Source organism: Paraburkholderia xenovorans LB400, from assembly GCF_000013645.1.
GTDB classification, from domain to species: Bacteria; Pseudomonadota; Gammaproteobacteria; order Burkholderiales; family Burkholderiaceae; genus Paraburkholderia; species Paraburkholderia xenovorans.
The window spans coordinates 1,935,942-1,960,745 of the sequence record NC_007951.1; the positions used below are offsets into that span (position 1 = coordinate 1,935,942).

General features: G+C 60.0%; 19 protein-coding genes and 5 pseudogenes. 13 read left to right on the forward strand and 11 right to left on the reverse strand.

The genetic code is table 11. The features are described from left to right. Window positions 1–317: 317 nt before the first annotated feature. The 7 genes and pseudogenes from BXE_RS08480 to BXE_RS08510 all read left to right on the forward strand — a co-directional run bounded on the left by BXE_RS08480 (window position 318) and on the right by BXE_RS08510 (window position 9,583). On the forward strand, window positions 318–1,808 hold the full coding sequence (locus BXE_RS08480; protein WP_011487941.1) for an aldehyde dehydrogenase: 1,491 nt from the start codon (window positions 318–320) through the stop codon (window positions 1,806–1,808). Between the two features lie 15 nt (window positions 1,809–1,823). After that, the gene (locus tag BXE_RS08485) at window positions 1,824–2,570 is read left to right on the forward strand and encodes an SDR family NAD(P)-dependent oxidoreductase (protein ID WP_011487942.1); all 747 of its coding nucleotides are present in this window, start codon (window positions 1,824–1,826) and stop codon (window positions 2,568–2,570) included. 75 nt (window positions 2,571–2,645) lie between these two features. Further along, window positions 2,646–3,983 carry an MFS transporter gene (locus tag BXE_RS08490; protein ID WP_011487943.1) on the forward strand — a complete coding sequence of 446 codons (1,338 nt, stop codon included), beginning with the start codon at window positions 2,646–2,648 and terminating at the stop codon, window positions 3,981–3,983. Window positions 3,984–4,279: 296 nt separating this feature from the next. Beyond that, window positions 4,280–5,347: a porin gene (locus BXE_RS08495; RefSeq protein WP_011487944.1), complete on the forward strand. Its 1,068-nt coding sequence runs from the start codon at window positions 4,280–4,282 to the stop codon at window positions 5,345–5,347. Window positions 5,348–5,788: 441 nt separating this feature from the next. Continuing rightward, window positions 5,789–6,835, forward strand: coding sequence for a citrate synthase (locus BXE_RS08500; RefSeq protein WP_233518796.1), 1,047 nt, complete (start codon window positions 5,789–5,791; stop codon window positions 6,833–6,835). Window positions 6,836–6,918: 83 nt separating this feature from the next. Continuing rightward, window positions 6,919–7,113 (forward strand): annotated as a pseudogene (locus BXE_RS47150) (ATPase); the annotation flags it as partial. A 544-nt stretch (window positions 7,114–7,657) separates the two neighbouring features. Beyond that, window positions 7,658–9,583 carry a recombinase family protein gene (locus tag BXE_RS08510; protein WP_011487947.1) on the forward strand — a complete coding sequence of 642 codons (1,926 nt, stop codon included), beginning with the start codon at window positions 7,658–7,660 and terminating at the stop codon, window positions 9,581–9,583. Here the strand turns inward: BXE_RS08510 and BXE_RS08515 are convergent. The 10 genes and pseudogenes from BXE_RS08515 to BXE_RS08560 form a co-directional block, all read right to left on the reverse strand. Next, window positions 9,552–10,397: an IclR family transcriptional regulator gene (locus BXE_RS08515; RefSeq protein ID WP_011487948.1), complete on the reverse strand. Its 846-nt coding sequence runs from the start codon at window positions 10,395–10,397 to the stop codon at window positions 9,552–9,554. The two genes, BXE_RS08510 and BXE_RS08515, sit on opposite strands and share 32 nt — an antisense overlap. Window positions 10,398–10,487: 90 nt before the next feature. After that, entirely contained in the window at window positions 10,488–11,741 is a 1,254-nt protein-coding gene (locus BXE_RS08520; RefSeq protein ID WP_011487949.1) for an MFS transporter, read from the reverse strand. Beyond that, complete coding sequence (locus tag BXE_RS08525) at window positions 11,738–12,256, reverse strand: Atu1372/SO_1960 family protein (protein ID WP_011487950.1); 519 nt, start codon at window positions 12,254–12,256, stop codon at window positions 11,738–11,740. The genes BXE_RS08520 and BXE_RS08525 overlap by 4 nt, the downstream gene beginning before the upstream one ends. Before the next feature lie 47 nt (window positions 12,257–12,303). Continuing rightward, the gene (locus BXE_RS08530; RefSeq protein WP_011487951.1) at window positions 12,304–12,774 is read right to left on the reverse strand and encodes a VOC family protein; all 471 of its coding nucleotides are present in this window, start codon (window positions 12,772–12,774) and stop codon (window positions 12,304–12,306) included. Between the two features lie 363 nt (window positions 12,775–13,137). Beyond that, window positions 13,138–13,529 (reverse strand): annotated as a pseudogene (locus tag BXE_RS08535) (Lrp/AsnC family transcriptional regulator); the annotation flags it as partial. Window positions 13,530–13,694: 165 nt separating this feature from the next. Beyond that, window positions 13,695–14,243: pseudogene (locus BXE_RS08540) on the reverse strand (transposase); the annotation flags it as partial. 316 nt (window positions 14,244–14,559) lie between these two features. Then, on the reverse strand, window positions 14,560–15,411 hold the full coding sequence (gene istB / locus BXE_RS08545) for an IS21-like element helper ATPase IstB (protein ID WP_011487036.1): 852 nt from the start codon (window positions 15,409–15,411) through the stop codon (window positions 14,560–14,562). Beyond that, a complete protein-coding gene (istA, locus tag BXE_RS08550; RefSeq protein WP_038456258.1) occupies window positions 15,408–16,892 on the reverse strand; it encodes an IS21 family transposase in 1,485 nt (494 codons plus the stop codon). Before istA ends, istB begins: the two co-directional genes overlap by 4 nt. Before the next feature lie 219 nt (window positions 16,893–17,111). Further along, window positions 17,112–17,789: pseudogene (locus BXE_RS08555) on the reverse strand (IS110 family transposase); the annotation flags it as partial. Between the two features lie 559 nt (window positions 17,790–18,348). After that, on the reverse strand, window positions 18,349–18,882 hold the full coding sequence (locus BXE_RS08560; RefSeq protein ID WP_233518795.1) for a TetR/AcrR family transcriptional regulator: 534 nt from the start codon (window positions 18,880–18,882) through the stop codon (window positions 18,349–18,351). 345 nt (window positions 18,883–19,227) lie between these two features. Here BXE_RS08560 and BXE_RS48040 point away from each other — a divergent pair. From BXE_RS48040 to BXE_RS08570, 4 genes and pseudogenes are all read left to right on the forward strand, one after another. Next, window positions 19,228–19,553 (forward strand): annotated as a pseudogene (locus BXE_RS48040) (SDR family NAD(P)-dependent oxidoreductase). After that, the gene (locus BXE_RS48045; RefSeq protein ID WP_322787379.1) at window positions 19,514–19,768 is read left to right on the forward strand and encodes a hypothetical protein; all 255 of its coding nucleotides are present in this window, start codon (window positions 19,514–19,516) and stop codon (window positions 19,766–19,768) included. The pseudogene BXE_RS48040 and the gene BXE_RS48045 overlap by 40 nt, the downstream one beginning before the upstream one ends. Window positions 19,769–19,788: 20 nt before the next feature. Beyond that, on the forward strand, window positions 19,789–20,046 hold the full coding sequence (locus BXE_RS48050; RefSeq protein ID WP_322787367.1) for a hypothetical protein: 258 nt from the start codon (window positions 19,789–19,791) through the stop codon (window positions 20,044–20,046). A 428-nt stretch (window positions 20,047–20,474) separates the two neighbouring features. Continuing rightward, the gene (locus tag BXE_RS08570) at window positions 20,475–21,437 is read left to right on the forward strand and encodes an SDR family NAD(P)-dependent oxidoreductase (protein ID WP_011487955.1); all 963 of its coding nucleotides are present in this window, start codon (window positions 20,475–20,477) and stop codon (window positions 21,435–21,437) included. Window positions 21,438–21,714: 277 nt separating this feature from the next. On the opposite strand, the gene BXE_RS08575 is transcribed toward BXE_RS08570, so the two are convergent. Then, a complete protein-coding gene (locus BXE_RS08575) occupies window positions 21,715–22,626 on the reverse strand; it encodes a LysR family transcriptional regulator (protein ID WP_011487956.1) in 912 nt (303 codons plus the stop codon). Window positions 22,627–22,764: 138 nt separating this feature from the next. Here BXE_RS08575 and BXE_RS08580 point away from each other — a divergent pair, with 138 nt between their 5' ends. Together BXE_RS08580 and BXE_RS08585 are read left to right on the forward strand one after the other, a co-directional pair. Further along, window positions 22,765–23,625 carry an NmrA family NAD(P)-binding protein gene (locus tag BXE_RS08580; RefSeq protein ID WP_011487957.1) on the forward strand — a complete coding sequence of 287 codons (861 nt, stop codon included), beginning with the start codon at window positions 22,765–22,767 and terminating at the stop codon, window positions 23,623–23,625. Between the two features lie 3 nt (window positions 23,626–23,628). Continuing rightward, on the forward strand, window positions 23,629–24,804 hold the full coding sequence (locus tag BXE_RS08585) for an MFS transporter (RefSeq protein WP_011487958.1): 1,176 nt from the start codon (window positions 23,629–23,631) through the stop codon (window positions 24,802–24,804).

Consider the following 24,804-nt stretch of genomic DNA (forward strand, 5'->3'; position numbering starts at 1 on the left):
ATTAATTACATAGTCATACTTATTATTATCAGGTGGCAAGCTGAAAACGAAGCTACCAGCCATTCTCGGAAGTTATTGCCGACGATCGCGGCCTTGATTTGCGCGACACGTTGTCATCTCTGTGCACCTGATCCGACTCGATGAATTTTTGGACCATCTCTCGTCGGTTTCGCCGCGTTTCGCGCTCGTAAGTAGTGAATAGATATCGGAAGGATTCGGCATTTCGGGTTCTGCGTAAACATGAAGATAGTTGACTGTCCGAATACATCAAGCGGTCGCAAAAGGCGGCGCTGTTTTTTTATATAGGAGTGGGGCACATGGCGGGGGTGAAAGAGTTACAGGCATTTCCGATGGTCATCGGTGGCGAGCGTGTCCCCTCAGCGTCCGGGGTATGGCTCGAAAGCATCGACCCTTATACAGGTGAACCGTGGGCAAAGGTGCCACGGGGCGATGCGACTGACGCAGAGGCTGCTGTGTCTGCAGCGCGTAAAGCACTGACCACCGGGGCTTGGCATCAGCTTTCGGCCACCCAGCGTGGCGCGCTTTTGCGCCGCCTCGCTGATCTGATATCTCGCGACTGGGAACGTCTTGCCGAGATCGAGATTCGGGACAACGGAAAGGTCATCAGTGAAGTCGGTCCGCAGATCCGCTATCTGGCCCAGTACTTCCACTATTACGCTGGACTGGCAGACAAGATAGAAGGAGCGGTGATTCCGGTCGATCGCCCGGGGATGCTTAACTATACGCGACACGAGCCGGTGGGTGTCGTGGTAGCCATCACGCCCTGGAACTCGCCGTTAATGCTGGCTTCGTGGAAGATCGCCCCCGCGCTAGCCGCCGGATGCACGGTCATTCTCAAACCGTCCGAACATACGTCGGTGTCCAGTCTCGTTTTCTCTGACCTGTTCGATGAAGCCGGTTTCCCTCCCGGTGTTGTCAACGTCGTGACAGGATTCGGGGCGGAGATTGGCAATGCACTTGTCTCACACCCGGACGTTGCGAAAGTCGCCTTCACCGGGGGTGATGTAGCTGGTCAGGCTGTATACGAACGTGCGGCGGCGGGATTAAAGCGCGTGACTCTGGAACTCGGCGGTAAGTCGCCCCACATCGTGTTTGACGATGCTGATCTCGACGGGGCGCTCGCCGCAGCCATGGACGGCGTCTTTTCCAGCAGCGGCCAGATGTGCGTTGCGGGTTCGAGACTCATGTTGCACGACCGTATTCATGACGAATTTGTAGCTCGACTTTTGGACCGAGTGCGGACTTTGAAGTTGGGAGCACCGATGAATCCGGCCACCTCGATCGGACCGGTTACTACGCAAGCGCAATTTGAGCGCATTCTGAGCTACATCGACGTCGCGAAACAGGAAGGAGCGCGCTGCCTGGTGGGAGGCGTTGCATCGCCGGAGGCGGAGGGCGGTAGCGGCTGGTTCGTCGCGCCTACCGTTTTTGGTGACGTGAAGAACGACATGCGGATCGCCCGTGAGGAGGTGTTCGGTCCGGTGCTGTCAATCATCCGGTTTTCGACTGACGATGAGGCTGTCCATCTGGCCAATGACAGTCGCTACGGCCTGGCTTCGGGGATCTGGACGCGCGACGTCGGACGCGCCATTTCGGTCGCAGATCGCATTCAGGCGGGAACGGTATGGGTCAATACGTATCGAGCCGTTAGTGCGGCATCTCCATTTGGCGGCATGAAACGCTCCGGGATCGGACGCGAGAATGGGCAGGAAGCCATCATGGGCTTCCTGCAGACAAAAAGTATCTGGATTTCTACGACTTCCAGGCCGGTGGCGGCCTGGTCCTGAAGGGAGACATGAACAATGAATCGCTACGATTTTGCCGGCCGCACTGCTTTGGTGACGGGGGGTGCTCAAGGTATCGGGTACGAAATTGCGCAACGCCTGCTGGAAAGCAATGCTGAAGTGACGCTTTGGGACTTTGACCGGGAAGCCTGCGAGGCAGCACAGCGGACACTGTCGTCGAAGGGCAAAGTGGACATCGACATCGTGGATATCACTGATGCCGAGGAGGTCAGTCGTGCCGCGGGGCGTATGGCGACAGCACGAGGACACATCGACGTTCTGGTGCACAACGCAGGCGGATCTGGACCGGAAGGCACGGTGTCGACCTATGCCGCGGACGACTGGCGTCGTGTCATCGAACTGAACCTCAATGCTACCTTTTACGTGAATCAGGCAGTCGTCAGGCATATGTCGCAACATGGCTACGGTCGTATCGTGAATATCAGTTCGATCGCAGCCTTGGAGGGACCGGCCAAGGCGCCGGCCTATGCGGCCGCGAAGGCGGGGGTGATTTCAGTCACGCGGAGTCTCGCACGTGAAACCGCTACGCAGAATATTTCCGTCAACAGCATCAGTCCCGCGGCGGTAAAGACTCGCTTCTACGACGGCCTGTCCGAGACGTTCGTGACGACAGTGCTGTCCAAGATCGCACGCCAGCGCTTTCTGACCGTCGAAGAGACGGCCTCTCTAGTGTGTTGGTTGGCCTCAGAGGACAACTCCTTTACTACCGGTGAGAACTTTAATCTTGCCGGGGCGCGTAATTGAAGTGGCGAATGCGGACGATATCCCGTTTCGGCGGGCCCCAGATTTCCAACAAATGAGAGACAAGGTTCGGCAATTATGTCCAAGGTAGTCGTTCTGGAAGATGTCGTCGACCGGCAACGGTTTAACACGGTTCGAGTCGCTGTCATCGTCCTGTGCTTTCTGGTCATGTTTTTCGATGGCTACGAACTCAATCTGATCGGATATGTCGGGCCGGCTCTCATTTCGCATTTTTCCATAAGCAAGGCGGCGTTTGGCCCGGTTATTTCCGCCGGCCTCGCCGGGTTCATGCTGGGCGCCCTTATGTTGGGGGATTTGGGAGACCGCTTTGGCCGCAAGCGCGTGATCATCGCCGGGACCATACTTTTCGGCGCGCTCACACTGATTGCTGCCTGGAGCAGTTCGCTGGGTATCTTCATTGCGCTGAGATTCGTCGCTGGGTTAGGTCTGGGAGGTGCGGTGCCTAATGCCGTTGCGCTGAACGCGGAGTTCGCACCTGCGCGTGTGCGAGCAACGACGATCGGGGTGATGTTTGTCGGCTATACGCTAGGCGGCGCCGCCCCGGGATGGGCCGCTGCGGTGTTACTCAAGGAATTTGGCTGGCGCAGTGTCTTCTACTTGGGATCCTGCCTGCCGCTGCTCATCGCTGCGACGATGATCTTCATCTTGCCGGAGTCAGTACGTTTCCTTGCAGCAAACAAACGAATAAAGGAACTGCGCATACTGCTCGCCAAGATGCAGGATGAACCGTTGCCCGTCGGCGATTTCGAAATTTTGTCCAACGAGGTGAAAGCCCCGGGATCGCCGTCGTTGCAACTTTTTAAAGATGGTCGTGGACCAGATACGCTATTTCTCTGGTTCGCATTTGTATCCTGCCTGACCAGTATTCTGTTCGTGATGGCGTGGAGTCCGACCTTAGTTGCCGGACTTGGCATCGATCCGGGGCGTGCTGCGCTGATTGGCGCGATGTGGCAGACAGGTGGTGCGATCGGTTCCTTGCTGATTACACGTCTGCTCGATCGATTTGGAATATTGACGATTGCATTTTCAGTTTTGCTCGCCATACCACTTGTAATTCTGATAGGAAGAGTCGGTACGTCGGAGACAGTTCTGATGATCGTCATTCTGATTGGCGGATTGCTGGGGTCCGGCGGTCAGGTTGGTCTCAATGCGATTGCGGGAACGATCTATCCGACGATGATTCGTTCGACAGGCGTAGGTTGGGCGTTCGGAATGGGGCGGGTTGGCGCCATTCTAGGGCCTCTGATTGGCGGCTCTCTTGTTGCCGCCGGCTTGGATGTTCGAAACCTGTATGTCGTAATGTCCTTGCCGTTTGCCCTGACGGCGCTATCCGTGGCACTTCTGTTTTTCCGAGGTACGAAACGTGCCAGGCTGGTTGATGCGCTCACAGGTTGAATAATTGTAGGACCATGTGGCAGACGATCCCGTTCCCGTACACCCACACACTCTTGAAAATTGACTGATCCACCGAGATCGCTGGTGCTGCCTGGAAGGTCACCGGGTCAAGTACCAGCGTTTTGGGGCAGGAAACCTGGGTTTTCGTCTCAGCACAGAACGGGTAACGGAGGCTTAAAGCCTATCGTTTCACAACCGGTAGACCTGCTGGGGCGATGCGCTACATAGACGTTCTTATGCTTCATCTAGGTTATCTGGCTTGATAAGAATTTTAAGATATTGGAGGGGACTTTCAAATGAAAAGATTTTTAATGGCATTAAATTTAGTTTTACTAAATAATGTGGCTATCGCTCAAAGCAGTGTAACTATTTATGGAAGCCTTGACGAAGGGATCACCTATGTTAGCAACGAGCATGGTGGCCATGCAGCAGTTGTTTCCCCTGTCGCTGTGCCGGACTTTTTCGGGTTTAGGGGTGTGGAAGATCTGGGCGGAGGGATGAAGGCGCTGTTTCGGCTGGAAACAGGCTTCAGAAGCAACAATGGGACAAACCTTGTAGCCGGGGATATGTTCAGCCGTGTCGCGATGGTTGGTTTGTCTTCTCCGTGGGGTGGGGTGACCTTGGGTCGCCAGTTCGACCTGACGAACGAGACGTTGATGCCGAATGCAAACGGCGTTCTGCAATACGCCTACTATTTGATGCATCCAGGAAATCTGGACAACATCGGCGTCACGGAAGTCAACAACTCGATCAAGTACTCGACGCCTGATTTCGGGGGATTATCGTTTGCCGTCGAGTATGGAATGGCAGATTCGACAACGCAACCTGGCCGGGTATTGAGTGTCGACGGGATATACAACCGGGGTCCGTTTCGGGTAGCTGCCGTATATAGCAGCTGGCATGACCGGAGTGTCGATCTTGCTACAACGCTTGGCTACTCGAGCTTCCTTGGACAGACGTTAGGTGGCGGAAAGTTGTTCACTGCAAAGAGCACAGATATCACGGGGATAGCAGGGCGCTACCAGGTGAGCCAATACGTTGCCATTCACGGGATGGTGACTCACATATCGTTTGATGCTCCGCTCGGCTCCGCACATATGGCTACTGCAGAGGCAGGCGCGGATCTGTCGGTTTCGCCGTTTAATACCGTAACTATTGGGGGATATGTCTCTTCCTTGACTGGGACCCATTATCAGGAAATAGGGTTGGGAGATCTGTACAGTTTATCGAAGTCAACGATAGTGTATGCGCAGACGATCTATCAGCACGCGAACGGGCTTGGCCACCCGGCGATGCCGCTTCTGGCTCCATCTGACGACTCAAGTCAACTCATTTTCCGGATCGGCGTACACCACTTTTTCTGAACCCACTTGTATCAGCCGTGACTCCGTTTTGACAGCGTCTTTTGCCGGGCGGCGGATCGCATGTCGGTGAGCCCAGCATTCGGCTCCGGGCCGGAAGATTGAACGTGGAAGGCACATTCGGCATCCTGTTGATCAACATAGATGTTTGGAGCACCATGTCAACACTTCAGACCAATTTGATGGTTTTCTCGTCGCCTGCTGAGGGGTTGCTGTGTACGGGGTCAAGTCAATATGCCGCAAAAGGACCTGTTAAGTCGGGAGGAAGTACTGACAAGGTTGAATATCAAGCCGGGGACACTTTACGCATACGTAAGCAGAGGCCTCATTCGCACCGTTCCCATCGAGAATGGGCGTCGAAAGCTGTACGTTCGTACCGACGTCGAGCGTGTCGGTAGTCGTAAAAGAGGCCGGGAGCCACGCGTCGCGACTGCGGAGTCGACAATGCGGTGGGGCGAGCCGGTGCTGTGTTCGGCAATCACGGAGATCACCACGGAAGGACCCGTCTATCGGAACCGTCCTGCCATGGAGCTTGCACTTTCGGGGGTGTCGTTCGAATCGGTTGCACAGTTTCTCGTTACTGGAGTCTGGCAGGATCGCATAGGTATCTGGCCTGCTTTAAGCCTGCCCGACGACGTGATGCTGCTCGTCGATGCGTATGCGGGGCACCTGGCCGCAGCCGACGTTGGGGCGCTGTTTGGCATGCTCGCGTTTGCCCTCGGAATGCAGGGCCGTGGCGCGACGGAGGTGGCGGACGGCGGAACAATGCGTGGTGCACGCCAACTGATCCAGGCAATGGCGGGTTGTATGGGTTTCCTTGGGCCGCAACGTCGATTCGTCACCCCAAACGAAGATGAAAGCATCGCGGCGTTCTTGTTGCGTGCTGCGGGTGGGGGACAAAGCCGGCCGGACAGCACGCGGATCATGAATTCGGCCCTTGTTCTCCTCGCTGATCACGAGCTCGCGCCCGCAACGTTTGCAGCGCGTATTGCGGCGTCTACAAACGCTGATCTTTTCAACTGCGTGGCAACCGCAATCGGATCTCAGGAAGGGTCATCGACAGGCACCTCGACTCGAAACATCGAGACATTACTGCTGCCCCGTGTAGTAACGACGGATCAGGAAAGACGTTTAGATCTCGTACGCGAATACGGTGCCAGTCTCTTCGGCTTCAATTATCCCCTTTACCCGGCGGGCGATCCTCGCGCCCGACTGCTGCTCGAGCTGATCTCCGGTTTGGGATCGCCATCCGACGAAACGGCCTCGCTACTCGAATTTCTTGAGCTCGCAAGGAGCGGTCTGGAAGCCTATCCGGGTGTGGCTATCGCGCTGGTTGCGCTGACCCGGGCGCTCGGATTGCCGGACGGAGCGGCAATCGCGATATGGATCATCAGCCGTACCGCAGGGTGGGCGGCGCACGTACTGGAACAGCGTACCCAGGCTTTTCTGTTGCGGCCGCGAGCGAAGCACATTGAGGTGGCACGAATGTGATCCCGAGAATGGGGCGACGACTCATTTGGATTTCGCGAAGCGAAGAAGGTTCGGACCAGGACTCAGCTCATTGAACTGGCGGTGGCTTCGTCGCACTAGTCGAATGCGACCCGCAACGCAGCGGCTCGCCGTCTGGCTCTGATCCAATGAAGCCCGATCAGGCGTGCCGGACGGTTCGACTGGCGCACCTGAAACATCGGGTCTTTACTAATGCGTTCAACGTGCCGATCGCGGACAAACAGCCGTGCATGTTCGTTGAACCCGGCGTGACCGAATAGTTGCAGTCGATGGTCGCGCACTGATGCGCGGGAACCGTTCGGCGCGTCGTCCTTCGGGGGCGACGCGTTTTTTTTGTGCGCCCAGCATGGGCGCACTCTTGTGGGGGCAAGTCCCACCGTAAGTTGACCACAGCGAACGAAGCGAAGCGCAACTGCGTGAGGGTGACTGCCGGTGTGGTCCAGCAGCGGGATCAAGGTGCGCCGCAGGGCGGGCCGCTAGCCCCGGCAACAACATAGCAAACTCGTGGGTAAGATGGGGCCTTCGCATATCGAGGGAGTGTCTGGCGCCATGGTCCAGAGAATGTCCTGCCATTGATGCGGTTCTCGTGCTTGAGGCCGTTTGCTCCCGCTAACAGGGAGCCCAATCGATGACACGGGGACGACGCAAACACTGGCGAGTACGTCTCGCTTTCGAGCCGAACCGCTATTCCAGCGAACAACTGGAGAAGACCTACGAGCAACTCAGTCCGGTCGATGCCCGAAGCACGAGGCGCTTATCGGATGCAAAGCCGGCAATGGCGATGGCCGTGAAGCGAGCGAAACGATGAGCAATGCTGCCATGGTCGCGCTTTACGCGCGGGTGTCATCCGAGCAACAAAGCAAACGCGGCACGATAGACAGCCAGATCGCCGCATTGAAAGAGCGAATTCAGGCCGATGGTGCGCAGATTGTGGAGGACATGTGCTTCGTTGACGCTGGAGTCAGCGGTGCAACGCTGGTCAGGCCACACCTGGAGCGACTTCGCGACGCTGCCGCGTTCGGGACGATCGATCGGCTGTACATTCTCTCGCCGGACCGCCTGGCGCGCAAATATGCGCACCAGGCACTGCTGATGGAGGAGCTTTCCTCGTGCGGCGTGCAGGTGGTGTTTCTCAATCACGCTATTGGCACGACGCCGGAAGAGTCGTTGTTGCTGCAGATGCAAGGCATGATTGCAGAATACGAGCGGGCAAAGATCGGAGAGCGTAACCGCCGCGGCAAGCTTCACGGAGCGAAACGCGGTACCGTCAATGTGCTGTCAGGGGCGCCTTACGGATACCGCTATATCCGAAGACAGCTCGACGGGACGCCAGCGCGGTACGTCATCGAACTACCGCAGGCGGCCACGGTGAAGGCGATCTTCGAGTGGGTTGGGCTAGAGCGCCTGAGCCTCGGAGACGTGATACGCCGGCTTGGCGAGGCGGGCATCGTGACGGCATCGGGCAAGCCGTACTGGGACCGCAGCGTGGTATGGGGCATCCTGCGCAATCCGGCTTACATGGGGCGGGCCGCGTTCGGCAAAACCCAGGTGTGCGATCATCAGGTGCGCGTGCGTGCGCAGCGCCACAGCGCTGATGTGCCCCGGAAACCGTATTCAGCGAAACGCGCCGACCGACAGCAGTGGATCGAAATTCCGGTGCCGGCGATCGTTAGCGAAGCACTGTTTGAAATCGTTCAGGAACAGCTTGCCGAGAACCGCAAGCTGGCACGCCAGCGCCGGGATAATGCGCCGCTTCGCCTGCTGCAGGGGCTCACTGTTTGCGGACACTGCCGTTACGCCTACTACGCGAAGAAAGTGAGCAAGTCTGCGGCCAAGGGACATCAGCGCGATTACGCTTATTACCGCTGCGTTGGAACCGACGCCTACCGGTTCGGCGGCGAACGTATCTGCGACACCCTGCAGGTGCGGACAGACAAGCTCGATGAGCTGGTATGGCATCAGGTCGTGGAATTGCTCAGACATCCCGATCGACTGAAAGAAGAGTATGAACGTCGACTCGACGTGATGGAGCGTAGCGAAAAACATGGCTTCGATACTGGCAGTCTGGAAAAGCAGCGGATTCAGCTCGAAAAGGGCAAATCGCGACTGATCGACGGCTACGCCGACGGTATCATCGACAAGGCCGACTTCGAGCCAAGGATGCAGCAATTGAAGAGCCGGCTCGAACAGATTGAAGAGCAGATCCAGGAATCGCGGCGCCACGGAGCAATGCAAAGCGAGCTGTTTCTCGTCATCAGCCGGCTTGAGGAATTTGCAGCCGCTGTCACCGAAAAGCTGGATGCGATTGACCTTGAAACGAAACGCAAGATCGTTCTGGGCCTGGTCAAGCGCGTAGAAATCCACAAGGACGAGATCGTCGTTGTGTTTCGTGTCGATCCGCAACCGCCGGTTCTCGGCAGCGAAAATTCGGATAACTCAGACGATGGAGCGAAAAGTATGCAACATTGTAGGCGGCGTAATCAGTCCTTTGCTGGCCAACCTGCACCTACAATTGGGGTCTGCGGGGAAAACAGCCGGTGCTTTCGGGGAACTGGCGATTGGGACGAACGGTGTACTGACTACTCTCTCGGCACCGATGCTGGCGTCGTTGGAGCGATGAACTCTTGGGGGAGAGCCCGCGTAATATCGCTCCTGTCTAGTCCTGCATGCCGCATTGCCGAACTGTTGGCCGCATGGCTTATTCGCGCGCGTTTCCGAGCGATGCACTGATGCCCTGAGCCGTCTGCTCGACGGCGCGGATGAATGCGGTCTGCGCACGCGGGCCGTCAGGAAAGAGAGGATATATCATCGAAATCCCGACTGATCCTACCGGATAGCCGTTTGCGTCGAGAACCGGCGCCGCAATACAGCACAACTGCGGATTGGCCTCGCCATTGTCATATGCGAGGCCTTCTTCGACGGTCCGGGCCAGTTCCAGCCGGAGCATTTCCGGCGTGGTCAGCGTTGTGGGTGTGTGTTCCCGGAATGTAATCCTGTCGATTAGCCGGTTGCGCTCGTTTTCGGGCAGGTGGGCGAGGATCGCCTTGCCTACCCCGGTGCAATACAGCGGTTCCCAGTCACCGGCGGTCTGTCTGACGGAAACCACATTGTCCGCGGGCATCACCTCAATCAGGACGACACGGTCGTCCTGCAGTACCGCCAGATGCGAGGTCTGCTTCGTCATGACCGACAGCTTCTTCAGAAACGGGCGAGCAACTTCGACCAGCGACGCATCGGTGCGTACCATCCGGCTCCACGCCGACAAGGTCGGGCCAGGCGTATAGGTCTTCAGTGCCGCGTCCTTGACGACGAGACCCGTGCGTTCGAGGGTGTTGAGAAAGCGGAAGGCCGAACTCTTGTCGATGTCGAAATGTGATGCCACTTCGTTCAGCCTCTTCGGCCGTCCGGCCTTAAGGATGTACTCGAAGATGGACAATCCCTTGTCCAGCGACTGGATGATGGTGGTGTCCGGCTTTGCGCCAGCGACCGCCTCGTCGGGCGGCACGCTCGCGGAAGCCGGATTTTTCCTGGCGGCGCGCGGCATGGTTCAGGTTGACAATAGATCAATGATGTCGTCGATTATCTCCCCTATGACTGGCGGACGCAAATGCCCTGCCAGTGCCGCCGCGCCTGGCTAGGGGTTGGCGCTTCCCTGCACCATGGCTGCGTTGTGCGCGAGCCCGAGCGCGCGGTAACCGCCGCGTCGTCTGAAGACGAGGTAGAGCGCGAGAAAGCAGACGCAGAGAACGGCCGGCAATACTGCGAGCGCCCTGAGCGCGCCAGTAGGCCCGAAGCGGTCGAGGTTGCGGCCGATGACCGGCAGCGCCAACGCAATCGACAGGAATCCCCCGCCGCCCATCAGGCCAAGACACAGCGACCCGCCTTTGGGAAATCGTTCGGACGTAATACCGAGCATCGTCGGCCAGAAGAGCGACTTGCCGATACCGAACAACGTGGCGGCCGCGAACGCGATGATGACAGGGGCGCCGCTGCGCAGCGAGCCGAGCGTCCACAGTCCTGTCGCGCACAGTGCGCTGCACGCCAACAGCGCGAGGAACGGCGAGCGATGCACGAAACGGCCGGCCACTGCGCGCATCACGAAGACCAGCCCGGCCGTGTACGCGAGGAACATGATGCCGTCGAGTCCTGTCAGCGCCTTCATGATGGCCGGAAACCACTGGTCGGCGCCGAGTTCGGTAATGGCGGTCAGCCACATCAGGCAGAACATCACGACGAATAGCGGATTGACGGCCTCCGCTGCCATCTGGCGCATCGAAACCCGGTTCGCGGCCCGCTCCGTGGGAGGGAAAGGCTGATTCCACGATATTGCCATATAGACAATCGTCGGAATCACGATGGTGGAGAGCTTCAGTTGCCAGCTCGCGCCGAGTTGTGACAGCGCGAGCGCAGCCAGTCCTCCCACGATCATGCCTGCCGGCCATCCCGCGTGCAGTGCGTTGAGCTGGGTAGTCTTCCGGTCACTGTACAAGGTGGAGACGAGCGGGTTCACGACGCCTTCCACGAGTCCCTGGCTGAGCCCCATCAGGAGGAAGCCGAGATAAAGCAGCGTGGTGCCGGGCTGCGAGAAGATCGAGTCGGCGTGCGTCGTCGGGTGCGGCGCGCAGAGGATCACCACCACGCTGGCGATGAAGCCGAAGCCGGACAGTTTGTACAGGCGCCGCATCCCGATCAGGTCGACCACCAGGCCGCTGACGAAGATCGATGCCGTGAATCCGAAGAAGGCCGGTCCCCAGATATAGCCCATCTGCTCCGCCGTCAGCCGGAACGTCTCGCGCAGCGGTCCTTCGATGTCACCGCGAATCGTGAAGACGAGCGCGGTCGTCAGCATCGACGTGAAGCTGGCAACGAAAAGCCGGTTCCGGTTCATGTGCCACTCCGTTCGTCGTCGAGAATCTGCGCGAAGAAGCCGAGCATGACCGGTGCGTCGAGCGGCATCACGTGATGTCCGAGCGCGGTGCGCGCGTGCAGTCCACGGCGGCCGAGCGCTTCGTGCAGGAGTTCCGACGCTGCGTCCAGCACCTCCGGCATCGCGTCGAATCCTGCCACGCAGCCTACGTGTCCATCAAGGCGAATCAGCCGGACGCGGTCGATTGAGCCGGTCGCCTGCGCGAGTTGCGCGAGCCCGTTCAGTGCGCACAGACGGGCGGCCGCAATGCCATCCTCAACAGTCAGCGTTTCTCCGAGGCGTCCGGCATAGCGCAAGCTGCCGTTTTTGAACGGCAACTGGAACGACGTCGTGACCAGGTCGCCGTATCGCGACCATGGCTGATAGCTGCCGACGGCTGCGGGTGGCGGCGGGAGTTCGATCTGCCGGGCAGCCAGACGCCCGGACGGAAGGTCATCGAAGGCGGCTAAAGCCGCGATATCGGCAGGATGATTCATGCGTGTTGTCTCCTTCATGTGTTGAATGGCGGTACGGCTGCAGCCGGTTACGCGACGCTGGCCGTTGTTGCCGCCGGGTAGTCCGCATGATCCTTCCAGGATGCGGGCTCGGACGAATTGAAAATGAACTCGATGGTTAGGCCGTTCGGGTCCATGACGAATACCTGGTGTTCGCGCAGGTCGGGCACAGTGCGGGCCCGGTATCCCATGCCCAGATCGCGCAGCCGCAACTCGAAGGAAGGGAGGTCGGTGCAGCGGAATGCAATGTGGTCGACGACGCCGGACCCCGTGCTTCCTACGGCATCGCGTTCTCCGAGATAACGGTCGAGACCGGGCTGGCCGCCGGCAGCAATGGCGAGGTGGAGAACCGGTCGCTCTGCTTTGTAAAGCCAGCGTCCGTCGAAAGGAAACGACGGACGCCAGCCGACATGAAGCCCCGCCACTTGTTCGAAGAAGGCGGTGGTCTCGGCGAGGAGCTGGGTGCGCAGGGTGAAGTGGTCGAGGTGTTGGATAGTCATGATGGTATTGATTAATAATCAACGATGTTGATTTTATAGATCGATGTCGTCGGCTTGGAAAGAGGGGTTAACCCGTGAGCCGTCAGCGCCATCCTGGCGAATGGGCAGTTGGGCCGTGGTCGTCGTGGAACCAGCCTCGCGACGTAGATCCGACGGCAACGTCATGGAATCGTATTTGCCGTGGTGCCGGATATTGCGGGCGGCGAGATCGCGCGCTTCCCGATGCGCGGGGAGTGTTTGGTGGTTGCGCGCGTTGCGCGTGTGGGTCTGGGCGCTGCAACGCCTGTGACATGCGAATCGCTGGCGGCGGGTGTGCTGCGGCCTCGAATGGCGCGGATCTGGGCCGCGCCGCTGCGTTCAGCGCTAGTCCGTCGCAAGGTCGTCCGGATCGGTCAGCGTTAGCTCCGACGCCGGCAGTAGCAGCGCTGTCTTGTAGCGCACTTGCTTCAGCGCGAAGCTCGATCGGATATTCGACGCGCCGGGAATCTTCGTCAGGTGTTCGAGGATGAAGCGTTCGAGCGTCTGCATGTCCGGCTTCACGACGCGCCGCAAATAGTCAGCGTCGCCCGTCATCAGATAGCATTCCATCACCTCCGGGCGTTCCGAGATCGCCTGTTCGAAGCGTTGCAGGGCTTCTTCGACCTGCTTTTCGAGGCCACCTGAATGAACACGTTGATCCGAAGGCCGAGCGGTTCCGGGTTCAGCAGCGTGACCTGCTGCTTGATCAGGCCCAGCTTTTCTAGCGTACGTAGGCGCCTGCCTCGCAGGGCTCGGATACTCGCTCGTCTTTCCGTCGTTTGCTGTCGAAGCGATGCGGCGGGCTTCCGGAGAAAACCGGGGGCTTGCCATAGGCGCCTATCTCGCGTGCTTCGACCTCGGGCTTGCTGTCGGCGGTCCGGGGGGTGCCCCTATGTGGTTCGTCAAGCGTTAGGGGCGGATTTCGGTTGATAGAAGGCGCCGTCGCGGAGCATCGCGAACAGCACGTCGCAGCGTCGTCTGGCAAGAGCAATGAGCGCCTGATTGTGGCGCTTGCCCTGCTGGACCTTGCGAGCGTAGTAGTCCCTTGAGACCGGGTCCCGCAACGCGGCAAAGGCAGAGAGGAAGAGCGCTCTCTTGAGCACCTTGTTGCCCCGCCTGGATGGATGTTCGCCCCGGATGGACGAACCCGAGCGTCGTGTGACCGGGGCGAGGCCGGCATAGGCGGCAAGATGGGCGGCTGAAGCAAAGGCTTTGTGAGCGACTTCAGTGAGGAGTCTGGCGGCGGTCCTGACGCCGACTCCCGGCATGCTGGTCAGGACCGGCCAAAGAGGGTGTGCGTGCACTAGGCGTTCAACTTCGCTGGCAACCTCGTCGCGTTGTTTGCGCAAAGACGCGAGTTGTTGGGCCAGACGCGGCATGACGATGGTTGCTGCCTGCGTACCGGGTACGATCACAGCCTGTTCGCTGAGCGCCTGAACGATTTCTGTGGCGCGACAATCTGGATGAGAGACGCGCGACAATCAAGTTGAGAATGTCGCGGCAGGAATGATGATGCCGATGTTGATTGACGCTGGCAAGCGTTTGTTGATTGACGCGCGGTGTTGATTGACGCGGGCGAGCGGGTGTCGCGCGACAATCAAGCTGAAGCCTTCCGTCGTTGAGGATTGCTGTGTAATGTGTGACGCCGCAGGTATTCTGGCTGCGCGACAATCAGGATGAGAATGGGGTGGCGTGGAAGGTGATGGGTTGATTGACGCCGGCTAGCTTTACCTGCGAGCCGCGCGTCAATCAGGATGAGACAGCGGGTCAGTTGGTGAGGTCAATGCCGTGCTGATCCTCCTGTGTCGGTGGCACGCCAACGTTCTTTGGTGTCGCGCGACTGGCCGGGCGTCCCGGTTCCTGCTGCTTGCGCTGCAGGGCCGTACGGCGACGGTAGCTTTCGACGTTCAGCTCAAAGATGGTCGAGTGATGGACCAGCCGGTCGACGGCGGCCACCGTCATGGCCCGGTCGGGGAAGACCTTGTCCCATTCGCCGAACGGTTGATTTGCTGTTATGCAAAGAGAACGGCGTTCATATCTGGCGCTGATGAGCTCGAACAGGACCGACGTCTCGGCCTGATCCTTGCTGACATAGGCGAAATCGTCCAGGATGACCAAATCGAAGCGATCCAGCCGGTTGATGGCGGACTCCAGAGCGAGTTCGCGGCGCGCGACCTGCAACCGCTGCACGAGGTCGGTGGTACGCGCAAACAGGACCTTCCAGCCCTTCTCCAGCAGACTCAGTCCGATGGCCGACGACAAGTGCGACTTGCCACCGCCACTCGGTCCCAGAAGAATCAGGTTGGTGCCGTTACGCAGCCAGCCGTCGCCAGCGCAAAGCGCCGAGACGTGCGCGCGGGACACCATCGGCACCGCGTCGAAATCGAAGTTCTCCAGCGTCTTGCCCGGCAGCAGCTTTGCGTCCCTGAGGTGACGTTCGACCCGGCGTCGATCGCGCTCGGCGATCTCGTGTTCGGCCAGCGCCATCAGCAGGCGCGCTGCCGGCCAGCCTTCCGTGTCGGATCGCTCGGCAAAGCTGGACCAGATCTGCTTGATGGCGGGCAGCCGCAAATCGTTGAGCAGCAGCGACAGGCGGGTGGCGTCGATGTCGAGACTCATGCCGTCACCTCCGTTGCCATGTCAAGCAGGGCTTCGTAGTCGCTCAGCGGTGCCAGCTGGACGTTCACCTCCGGCATGCTGTTCGTGCGCTTCGCTTCGAAACGCGAACACAGTGTGTCCAGGTCGGGTAACCGTCCATCGCCCAGACACTGCTGCAGTGCCTGGGCCAGTTGCGCTTCGCAGTTGTGCTCGTGGGCCAGGCTAAGCAGTTCAACCATGGTCCTGCATGCCTGACGCTCCGGGAGCTGCTCGAGCAGGCGATCGAAGGTCAGGCGATAGGCCTCGCGCGGAAAGATCTGATCGCGATAGACCAGGTTGAGCAGCGCCATGGGCTTGCGGCGCAGCGCGTGGATGACGTGCCGGTAGTTGATGACGTGGCCGTGCTTGCCATTGGGGCCCGCACGGCCGCGCTGCAGTGTCATCAGGGCCGTGCCGCCCAGGAACAGCTCCAGGCGGTCGTCATACAGCCGCACGCGCAGGTGATGGCCTATCAGTCGTGACGGGACGGTATAGAACACCTTGCGCAGGACGAAGCCGCAGGTGGTCGTGACGTACACGCGCGTTTCCTCGTAGTCGCACGTACGCTGGACCGGAAGCGGCTGAAGCAGTGCACGCTCGGCCTCAATGCGTTTGCCATTACGCGCGTTGATTCGACCGACGATCTCGTCGATGAAGCGGCGATAGGAATCGAGATCGTCGAAGTCGTGACTGCCGCGCAGAAGCAACGCATCACGCACTGCGTTCTTGAGGTGCCCATGAGGGCTCTCGATGGAGCCGTTCTCGTGGGCAACGCCACGGTTGTTGCGTGTGGGCTGCATGCCGTAGTGAGCGCACAGCGCATCATAACGCGTGGTCAAATCCTCGCGCGCGTCGGCATCGAGATTGCGGAACGCCGCCGACAGGCTGTCGCTGCGGTGCTCGCGCGGTGCGCCTCCGAGTGCCCAGATGGCGTTCTGAAGCCCTTCGGCCAGCGCGACATAGCTCTCGCCGCCGAGAATGACGTGAGCGTGCTCAAAGCCCGAGCAGGCCAGCCGGAAGTGATAGAGGCGGTGGTCCAGCGCGATACCCGCCACGGTGATGCCCAGGCTGTCCATCTCGGTGAAGTCGGACAAGCCTAGCTGACCGGGCTGGTGTACCTGACGGAACATGACGTCACGTTCCTCGCCATGAAGGGCGCGCCAGTCGCGAATACGCCGCTCGAGAGTGCGACGCACGTTGCCCGGGAGCTCGGGATGGCGCCGAAGCATCTCGTCGAGTACGGCTATCGGCCGGATGCCGGGGGCGGACTGGAGCAGCGGCACGATCTCGGTGTCAAAGATCGCGACGAGGGGATCGGCCCGGCGACGCCCGCGCGGGGCCTTCTTCTGCGATGGCAGTCGCCGGTCCCGATCGATGCGATAACCCGTGGCGGCGCTGAACCCGGCGCGCGCAGCCGCTTGAGCTGGTCCTTCCTTGAGTCTGTACTTCATGTAGAGCCTCATCTGATGGTCGTTGATGTGTCGGCCGGGCAACTCAGCCTCCCTTCGCTACATGGAAGAGCTGTTCATACCCGATTTACCGCGACCACCGACAAGGCACCCCGGCAGCGGGGCGGACTCCTCGGCGCGGCGTTGCGGCAGCGGTTCCGGGCTACGCCCTCCACCGCTGCCGCAACGCCAGTACTCTCATCCAGATTGACGCGCTGCTCTCATCTTGTTTGACGCGCGGCAGATTTCGGTAGCAAGGCTTTTGCCCATGCGAGGTGCAAGTTTGGTGAGGCGGTTGGCGAGTGTTTTCTCGCTGGTCGCGGCAAGCTCGGCGGGCGACGGGTACCGCTCAAGCAGATCGAGCACGGCCGGGTGGTCGAGGCGCGGCCCCAGAACCCGTTCCAGCGCGGGATGAATCTGGGTAAGCAGGCCGCGAATGCGGTTGCTGGTCTGCGTGATCTGTGCGGCGAGATCGTCGTCGAAGCCGCACAGCATGGTGAGTTCGGCGAGTGGTTCGTCAGCCAGTCGAAGTGACCGCAGCGTATGCGGCATTGAGCGAGCGGCTTCAGCAATGATGGCGGCATCGCGGGCATCGGTCTTGGCTTCACCAGCGTGCAGGTCAGCGATGCGGCGCATAGCCAGACCCGGTAGATATGCGACCAGAACACCTTCATCACGGGCGACTGCCACGGGCAACGCGCCGATGGTGGCGGGCTGATCGACGACGAACAGGAGTTGGCCGTGCGTCTTGAGTTCGGTGATGAGGGCGCGCAGCTTGGCCTCATCGTTGGGCAGCGCCTTGTTGTAAAGGCGCTTTCCGGTCCGATCGAGGGCGACGGCGTGATGATGGCCTTTGCCGACATCGACGCCGACGAATACATCGACAGAGCTATGTTGTTGGTTTTCTTGCATCGAAGGCTTTGCAGGTTGAACGGTTTGGCCTGCAACATCGGTGGCAAGTCTCGGCATCCACGTTACGGACGGCCTCAAGATATCCTGGCCGAGCCCCTATTAGCGATCACCAGCCACCCACCAGGCCCGGTGACAACACCCCCCGGATCATGACTGCGACTGGGGGCGGGAATCATGCCGGGCCTGGCTGGCCAAATCCTCCATTATCGAGGAGTGAAGATAGTAACGGGGGCCGGTATCATCGCGCGGTTCTACGGGATCCCCGGTGCGTTCATGGCTGCCGCTGGCGCAGCGCTTGTGTCGCTGTTGCTGCTTTGTGTGGACTGGGTGTTATTGCATCGGCCTTTGCCTGCGCGCTAGGGACAGGAATCTGGCGCGACTGACATGTCACTTGTAGAGATCACGCAACGAACGCCTGTCGGGACGCTGCAGGCAAACGGATATCGCGGCGAAGTCGAGATGGCGTTGCCGTCGCGCTTATTGTGGAGGAGCGCATAGAGGAAGGGCGCTGATCAAGGTGTTCAAGGCCCCTTCCGTTCGCATGATCCCCGCATATGCGTCAGCTTTTTCTGCGCGTGCGCGTCTTTGCGGGCGGGCGGGTGGGAGCGTGTGCCATGTCCGGTTCGTGAAGTGCGAGCGATATCAGACTCCAGATCATTTGCCGCAGCTCTGCACTGTCTTCTGCAACCAGTTTGAAGCCCCGCATCGCGCTTGCCAGGAGATGGGCCGTCTCATCGGATGGCAGGCGCTGACGTGCGGTTCCATGCTCTGCATCGAGGATCGACGCCAGTAGCGATTCGAACCGGCGATATGCGGCCTTGTGCGCTTCCTTGGCCAGTACGGGCGCTGCGTCGGCAATTTCCTGAGCTTCCGGGGATGTCCGGTTTGCGTCGAAGTTCCGGATTGTCCAGACCTCGAAAGCGTGAAGCAGGCGTGCCTCGGTGGCCGCGCGTGCGTTCAGGCCGACCCCGATCTCCTCGATAAGACGCACGCTCTGATGGTCGATGGCGTCGTTGAAAATCTGCTCCTTGCTCTGGAAATAAAGGTACAACCCCGGGCGCGAGACACCGGCGGCTTCGGCGATGTCGTTCATCGAGGTGCGCCTATAGCCGTGCCTCGCGAAGACTTCGAGTGCACGGTCGAGTATCAAGTTGCGTTTCTGATTGTCCATGCCTGGATGATTAGACAGTTTTGGTATGTTCGTCAATTACGTGTATGATTAGACTTAATTTGTATATGTGTCTAATCTGCGAGGCGTGCCATATTGGTACGGTCTGTACATGCAGGGCGTTGAGCATGTGGAGAATGGAAATGCAGCAGCCCATGAATTCAGTTTGGGGTGAACGAACCACGGCGCAGGAAGTTGCTCGAGGACCTGAGCGGCAAGACCATCCTTATCACGGGTGGTCACTCGGGGATCGGGCTTAGATCCACGCGGGTGCTCGCTGCGGCGGGTGCCCGAATCATCGTCGGTGCGCGCGACATAGCCAAGGCGCGTACCGCCCTGGCCGGCACCAGGGCGTTGAGTTGCTGGGCCTGGATCTGTCCGATCCGGCTTCCATCACCCGTTTTTCGACGCAGGTGCTGAAGGTTCATGAAAAGATCGATGTCTTGATGAATAACGCCGGCATCATGGCGCTGCCGAAGCTGATCAAGGACAGTCGGGGGTACGAGTTGCAGTTTTCGACCAATCACCTTGGACATTTCCAGCTCACGGCGCTGTTATGGGACGCACTGAAAAAGCCGGCGGTGCGCGCGTGGTGACGCTCTCCTCGTACGGTCATCGTTATTCGCCTGTGGACTTCGACGATCCGAATTTCGGTTCAAGGCGCTACGACAAATGGAAGGCCTATGGCCAGTCCAAGACGGCCAACGCGCCTTTCTCAGTGGAGCTGGGCAGGCTCGGGCAGCCATTCGGCATTCGCGCCTTTCCGTGCATCCGGGCCGGACTCCGTCGACAGCCCTCAAGCGCTCACTGACGTTCAAGGAGTTGCTGGCCATGCCCTTGCTGTTGTTCAGCAAGGTCTATGTCAAGAACATCCAGGAGGGGGCTGCGACTCAGGTGTGGGCAGCGTTGAGCAGTCAGCTCGACGGCAAGGACGGTGTTTATTGCGCAGGTTGCGATATCTCGCCTGCAGTTACGCCGGACAGTCCGTTAGCCAATACCGTGCGCGATTATGCGGTTGATCCGGATCTTGCAAGAAAGCTTTGGGTGTTGAGCGAAAAGCTGGTGGGCTTCGCGTGGCCGCACGAGTAGCGAGATGCGGACGGGGGCCCGCGACTTACGCGGGCCTCGTGGTAGTGCTGTGTGTGTACCGTACACGTGCTGTGTCGGCACCCAGGGCGGCGCGGCTGTATTGACGGCTGGACTTGATCATTATGTCGCGCACGCACGGCACCGCTGTGGCGGGCATTCCGAGAAGCGGTCTGCGACTCGCTGGTACAGGCTGTTGTGCGCCTGCATCGCTTCGGCTTGAAATTTTCCGACGTTGGACGAGGAACGGAGGTGCGGCTCGAATCCATGAGCCCGCACGGGCTGTTCGCCAGCCATTGAGTCGTGGTGCGCCATTGCCGCCCTGCCCGCACGGATTGTGTTCAACATTCACGACATCACCAAAAAGCTTTGCTTTCATTCCGAAAAAGATATACAAATAGACGAAAAATGTCTATTTTAAAAGGAGATTTATGACCACCCAACAGCAACCCCTTATTTCCGGTTTCGGCGTCGAGACACAGCCAGAAGAGGTAATGGCCGGAATCGACCTTCATGGAAAGGTCGCCATTGTCACTGGGGGCCACTCGGGCATCGGACTGGAAACAACTAAAGCCCTTGTGAAGGCGGGCGCAAAAGTTGTTGTAGGGGCACGCGGCGTGGACAAGGCCATGGAATCGCTGGCTGGCCTCGAAAATGTCGATGTCGTGGAACTGAACCTCGCTGACCCGGACTCGGTGGACAATTTCGCGACCAGTTATCTGCGCACGCACAACAGCTGCGATATTCTCGTCAACAATGCGGGTATCATGGCAACCCCGCTCACGCGCGATAGTCGTGGCTACGAGCTGCAGTTCGCAACCAACCATCTGGGACACTTTCAGCTAACGGTGCAGCTATGGGATGCGCTTGCCGTGGCCGGGAGTGCCCGCGTGGTGGCGCTGTCGTCGCTTGGCCATCGATTTTCGGCAATCAACTTTGATGACCTGAACTACCTTACCCGTCCGTATGATCCGTGGCGCGCTTATGGCCAATCCAAGACGGCCAACGCGTTGTTCGCAGTGCATCTCGACAGATTGGGGAAGGGGGCCGGAATTCGGGGTTTTGCCGTGCACCCCGGGAGAATCCCGACGACCAATCTCAGTCGTCACATGACGGACGAGGAGAAAAAGGCTGCGACTCAGGCTGTACAGGTGGGACCCGACTATGTACCGTCCCCCCTTAAGAGTATCGCCCAAGGCGCCTCGACCAGTCTTTGGGCGGCGACCAGCGCACAGCTTTCTGGTAAGGGCGGCGTATATTGCGCGGATTGTGACATCTCCCCGATTGTTGCTGACGATAGTCCCGATGTGCGTGGCGTGCGCCGTTGGGCGATTGATCCTGATCAGGCAGTGCGCCTTTGGGACGTTTCGCTTGATCTCGTCGCACGTCGATGAAGCGAATGCAGCATCAGACAGAGCCATCTGGAAACGTGGATGTCAACGAGGCGTTGATTATGATGGTTCCTGCTGGCATCACGGTGCTTGAAGTAATGGGGGCGTGCAGCCTGGATGATCTGATATAGGCGTGGTCTGGATGGGGGGACGGTCCGGGGCATAGCAGCAGATGCAAAGGGCCAGGTTTGAGTCATGCCCCGGCGGCTCGCGACCTGGCTGTCCCGGCGCTTCGTCGGGGCCGCTGGCAGCCGGACCCTTGTGATCGCTGTTCTGGCTTTTACCTGGCGGTGAGCGCGGCGACGAAATCGATGAATGCTCGGGTCTTGGCCGGGAGATGGTGACGAGATGGATAGAGCGCATAGAGCGGAAATCTGTCGTCCCGCCAGTCGGGAAACAGCTCGACCAGTTTGCCGCTGGCAATCATCGCTTCCACGCCGATTTCCATGACCTGGGCGATGCCATAGCCTGCGAGACACGCACTGTGCATGGTGCCGACGTCGTTCAGCGTCAGGCGCCCGTTCGTCTGTATCTGGATCTTCTTCCGCTTCTGATGAAATTCCCAGACGAACGGCCGTCCGGTTTCCGGATTCAGGAATTCGATGCAGACGTGCGAGCCACTCTCCAACTCCCTGGGCTGAGCCGGGCGACCATGTCTGCGCAGGTAGGCCGGCGCCGCGACGGTCAGGATGCGCGTATCCAGCAGCTTGCGCGCGACCAGGCTCGAATTGCGCGGCTCGCCGAAGCGGACAGCCAGATCGAAGCCGTCGGACACCATGTCGCCCAGATGATCTCGCGTCATCAGGTCCACGTGTATCGCGGGATACTGGTCCAGAAACGCCTCGAGGTGTGGGCCGAGAATGAGCCGTGAAAAGAACGGATCGACGTTCACACGCAGGTGGCCGCGTACCGTTGCTCTATCCCCGGCAGCCATCGCTTCGGCTTCTTCCAGTCCGGCCAGTAGCGGTGCGATCTGTTCATAGAAACGGCGCCCTTCGTCGGTCAGCTTGACTACCCGCGTCGTACGGTCGAACAGCCGGATACCGAGCCGGGCTTCCAGCCGGGCGACGGACCGGCTCACGCCCGATTGGGACATATCCAGCTGTCTGCCCGCTTCCGCGAAACTGCCCGACCTGACGATTGCCGCGAATACCCCCATGCCGTTCAGGTGACGTTCATCGAATCTGTTCATGGCAATCTCTATCAATCTCTATAAGTGACTTTATGGCATAAATCATATTCCATTCATGTCATTGAGGGTTGGCCTGCAGCCTGCCAGAATCTGTCGCAAACCTTCATCGAAGGTGAATTCTGGAAAGGAGCTTCGATCATGTATGCAATCACCGGTATCACCGGCCAGGTCGGCGGCGTCGTCGCTAGGACCCTGCTCGCGGCAGGGCATGATGTGCGCGCTGTCGTGCGCGATACGGCAAAGGGCGAGATCTGGGCGAAACAGGGATGTGAGGTCGCCGTGGCGGATATGTACGACGCGGCGTCACTCGCCAGGGCATTCAGCGGCGCGGAGGCCGTGTTCGTGCTGATTCCGCCGAGCTTCGACCCCCAGCCTGGCTTTCCCGAGGTCCGTAAAATCGCGGATGCGCTGAGCGCTGCGCTGCGTGAAGCCCAGCCGGGCAGGATCGTCAGCCTGTCGACCATCGGTGCGCAGGCGACGGAAGAAAATCTGCTGAGCCAGCTTGGCATGATCGAAAGGATGCTCGGCACGTTGCCGCTGCCGGTAACGTTTCTGCGTCCGGGCTGGTTCATGGAAAACACGCTGTGGGATATCGCGCCGGCGAAGGAGCAGGGCGTGATCCAGAGCTTCCTGCAGCCGCTCGACCGTCTTTATCCGATGGTCGCGACGGCGGACGTCGGGCACGTGGCAGCGGAACTGCTGACCGAGCATTGGGATGGCAAGCGGGTGGTCGAACTCGTCGGCCCGGGCGAAGGGGTTTCGCCTTATGCGATTGCGGAGGCGCTTGGCCGCCTGCTCGGCCGCGCGGTACGCGCAGAAGCGGTGCCACGCGATCAGTGGGAATCGTTGTTCCTGAGCCAGGGGATGAAGAACCCGATTCCGCGTATCCGCATGCTGGACGGATTCAACGAAGGCTGGATCCGTTTCGAGCACACGCCGCGCCGTGGTTCCACGACGCTCGATCAGGTACTGCTGGGCCTGATCGAACGGGCAGGCTGAGCGATGAGCACGGAAGGGCGGGCGCGAGTCGGCTCGATATCGGTGGGAGGCGTGGTGCCGCAGCTGGCCGGCGCCTGCGGCATCGTTGCTGCAGGAAGCTATCTCGCCCAGCCGTTGACGGCGCGGATTGCCGTTGACTTGCACCTCGCGCCGAATCTGGCGGGGCTCGTCGTGACGCTGAGCCAGATCGGCTACTGCATGGGCCTGCTGTTCGTCTCGCCGCTCGCCGACCGGCTGGAGAACCGGCGCCTGCTGACGGTGGTGCTTGCCGCTTCGGCGGCAAGCATGTTGCTGGCGGCGTTCTCACCGGCCGGCGTCTGGTTTCTCGTTGCGGCTGCGGGTATCGGTGTCAGCTCCGTCGCGGTGCAGTTGATCGTCGCGCAGGCCGCCCGTCTTTGCGACGACGCATCGCGTGGCCGCGTGGTCGGCGGCGTAACCAGCGGCCTGCTGTGGGGCATCCTGGCCGCGTGGCCGGTTGCAAATCTGCTCGGGGATGCGCTGGGCTGGCGGGCACTGTTTCTTCTTGAAGCGGCAGCGGTCTTGATCCTGATTCCCTGGTTGCGCGGCGTCCTTCCCGAGTGGCAGTCGCAGACGCGCATGAATTATCTGCAGATCGTCGCTTCGCTGCCCCGGTACTGGCGTCGATATGGGGAACTTCGCAAGCGTGCGGCGATCCAGTCGCTGCTGTTCGGCGTGTTCAGCATGACGTGGACGTCGCTGCCGATGTGGTTGCGAGACCGCTACGGTTTTCATGCGACGGCGATTGCCTGCTTCGGTCTGGCGGGAGCGGCAGGCGCACTGGTCGCGCCATTGGCCGGGCGCCTCGCAGACCGCGGTCGAACGTTTGTCACGTCGATTGCCGCGACCGCGGCCGTTGCGGCTTCGGGTCTCCTGATGTGCTTCGATCCGCCCTGGTGGATGCTGCTGATCATTGTCGTCGGGATCAGCGGCGGTGTTCAGGCAAGCCACGTCGTTTCCCAGCGGCGCGTGCTCGCACTGGAGCCGACGGCGGCAAACCGCCTGAACAGCCTGTACGTCGGCGGTTTCTTTCTCGGCGGAGCCGCCGGCTCGGCGCTCGCCATGCCACTGTATCGCGGTCACGCCGCGTGGGTCGGGATCGCAGGCATGCTGGCCGGCGGCCTCGCACTGGTCCTCGCGAAGTCATTGAGGTCTTCGTAA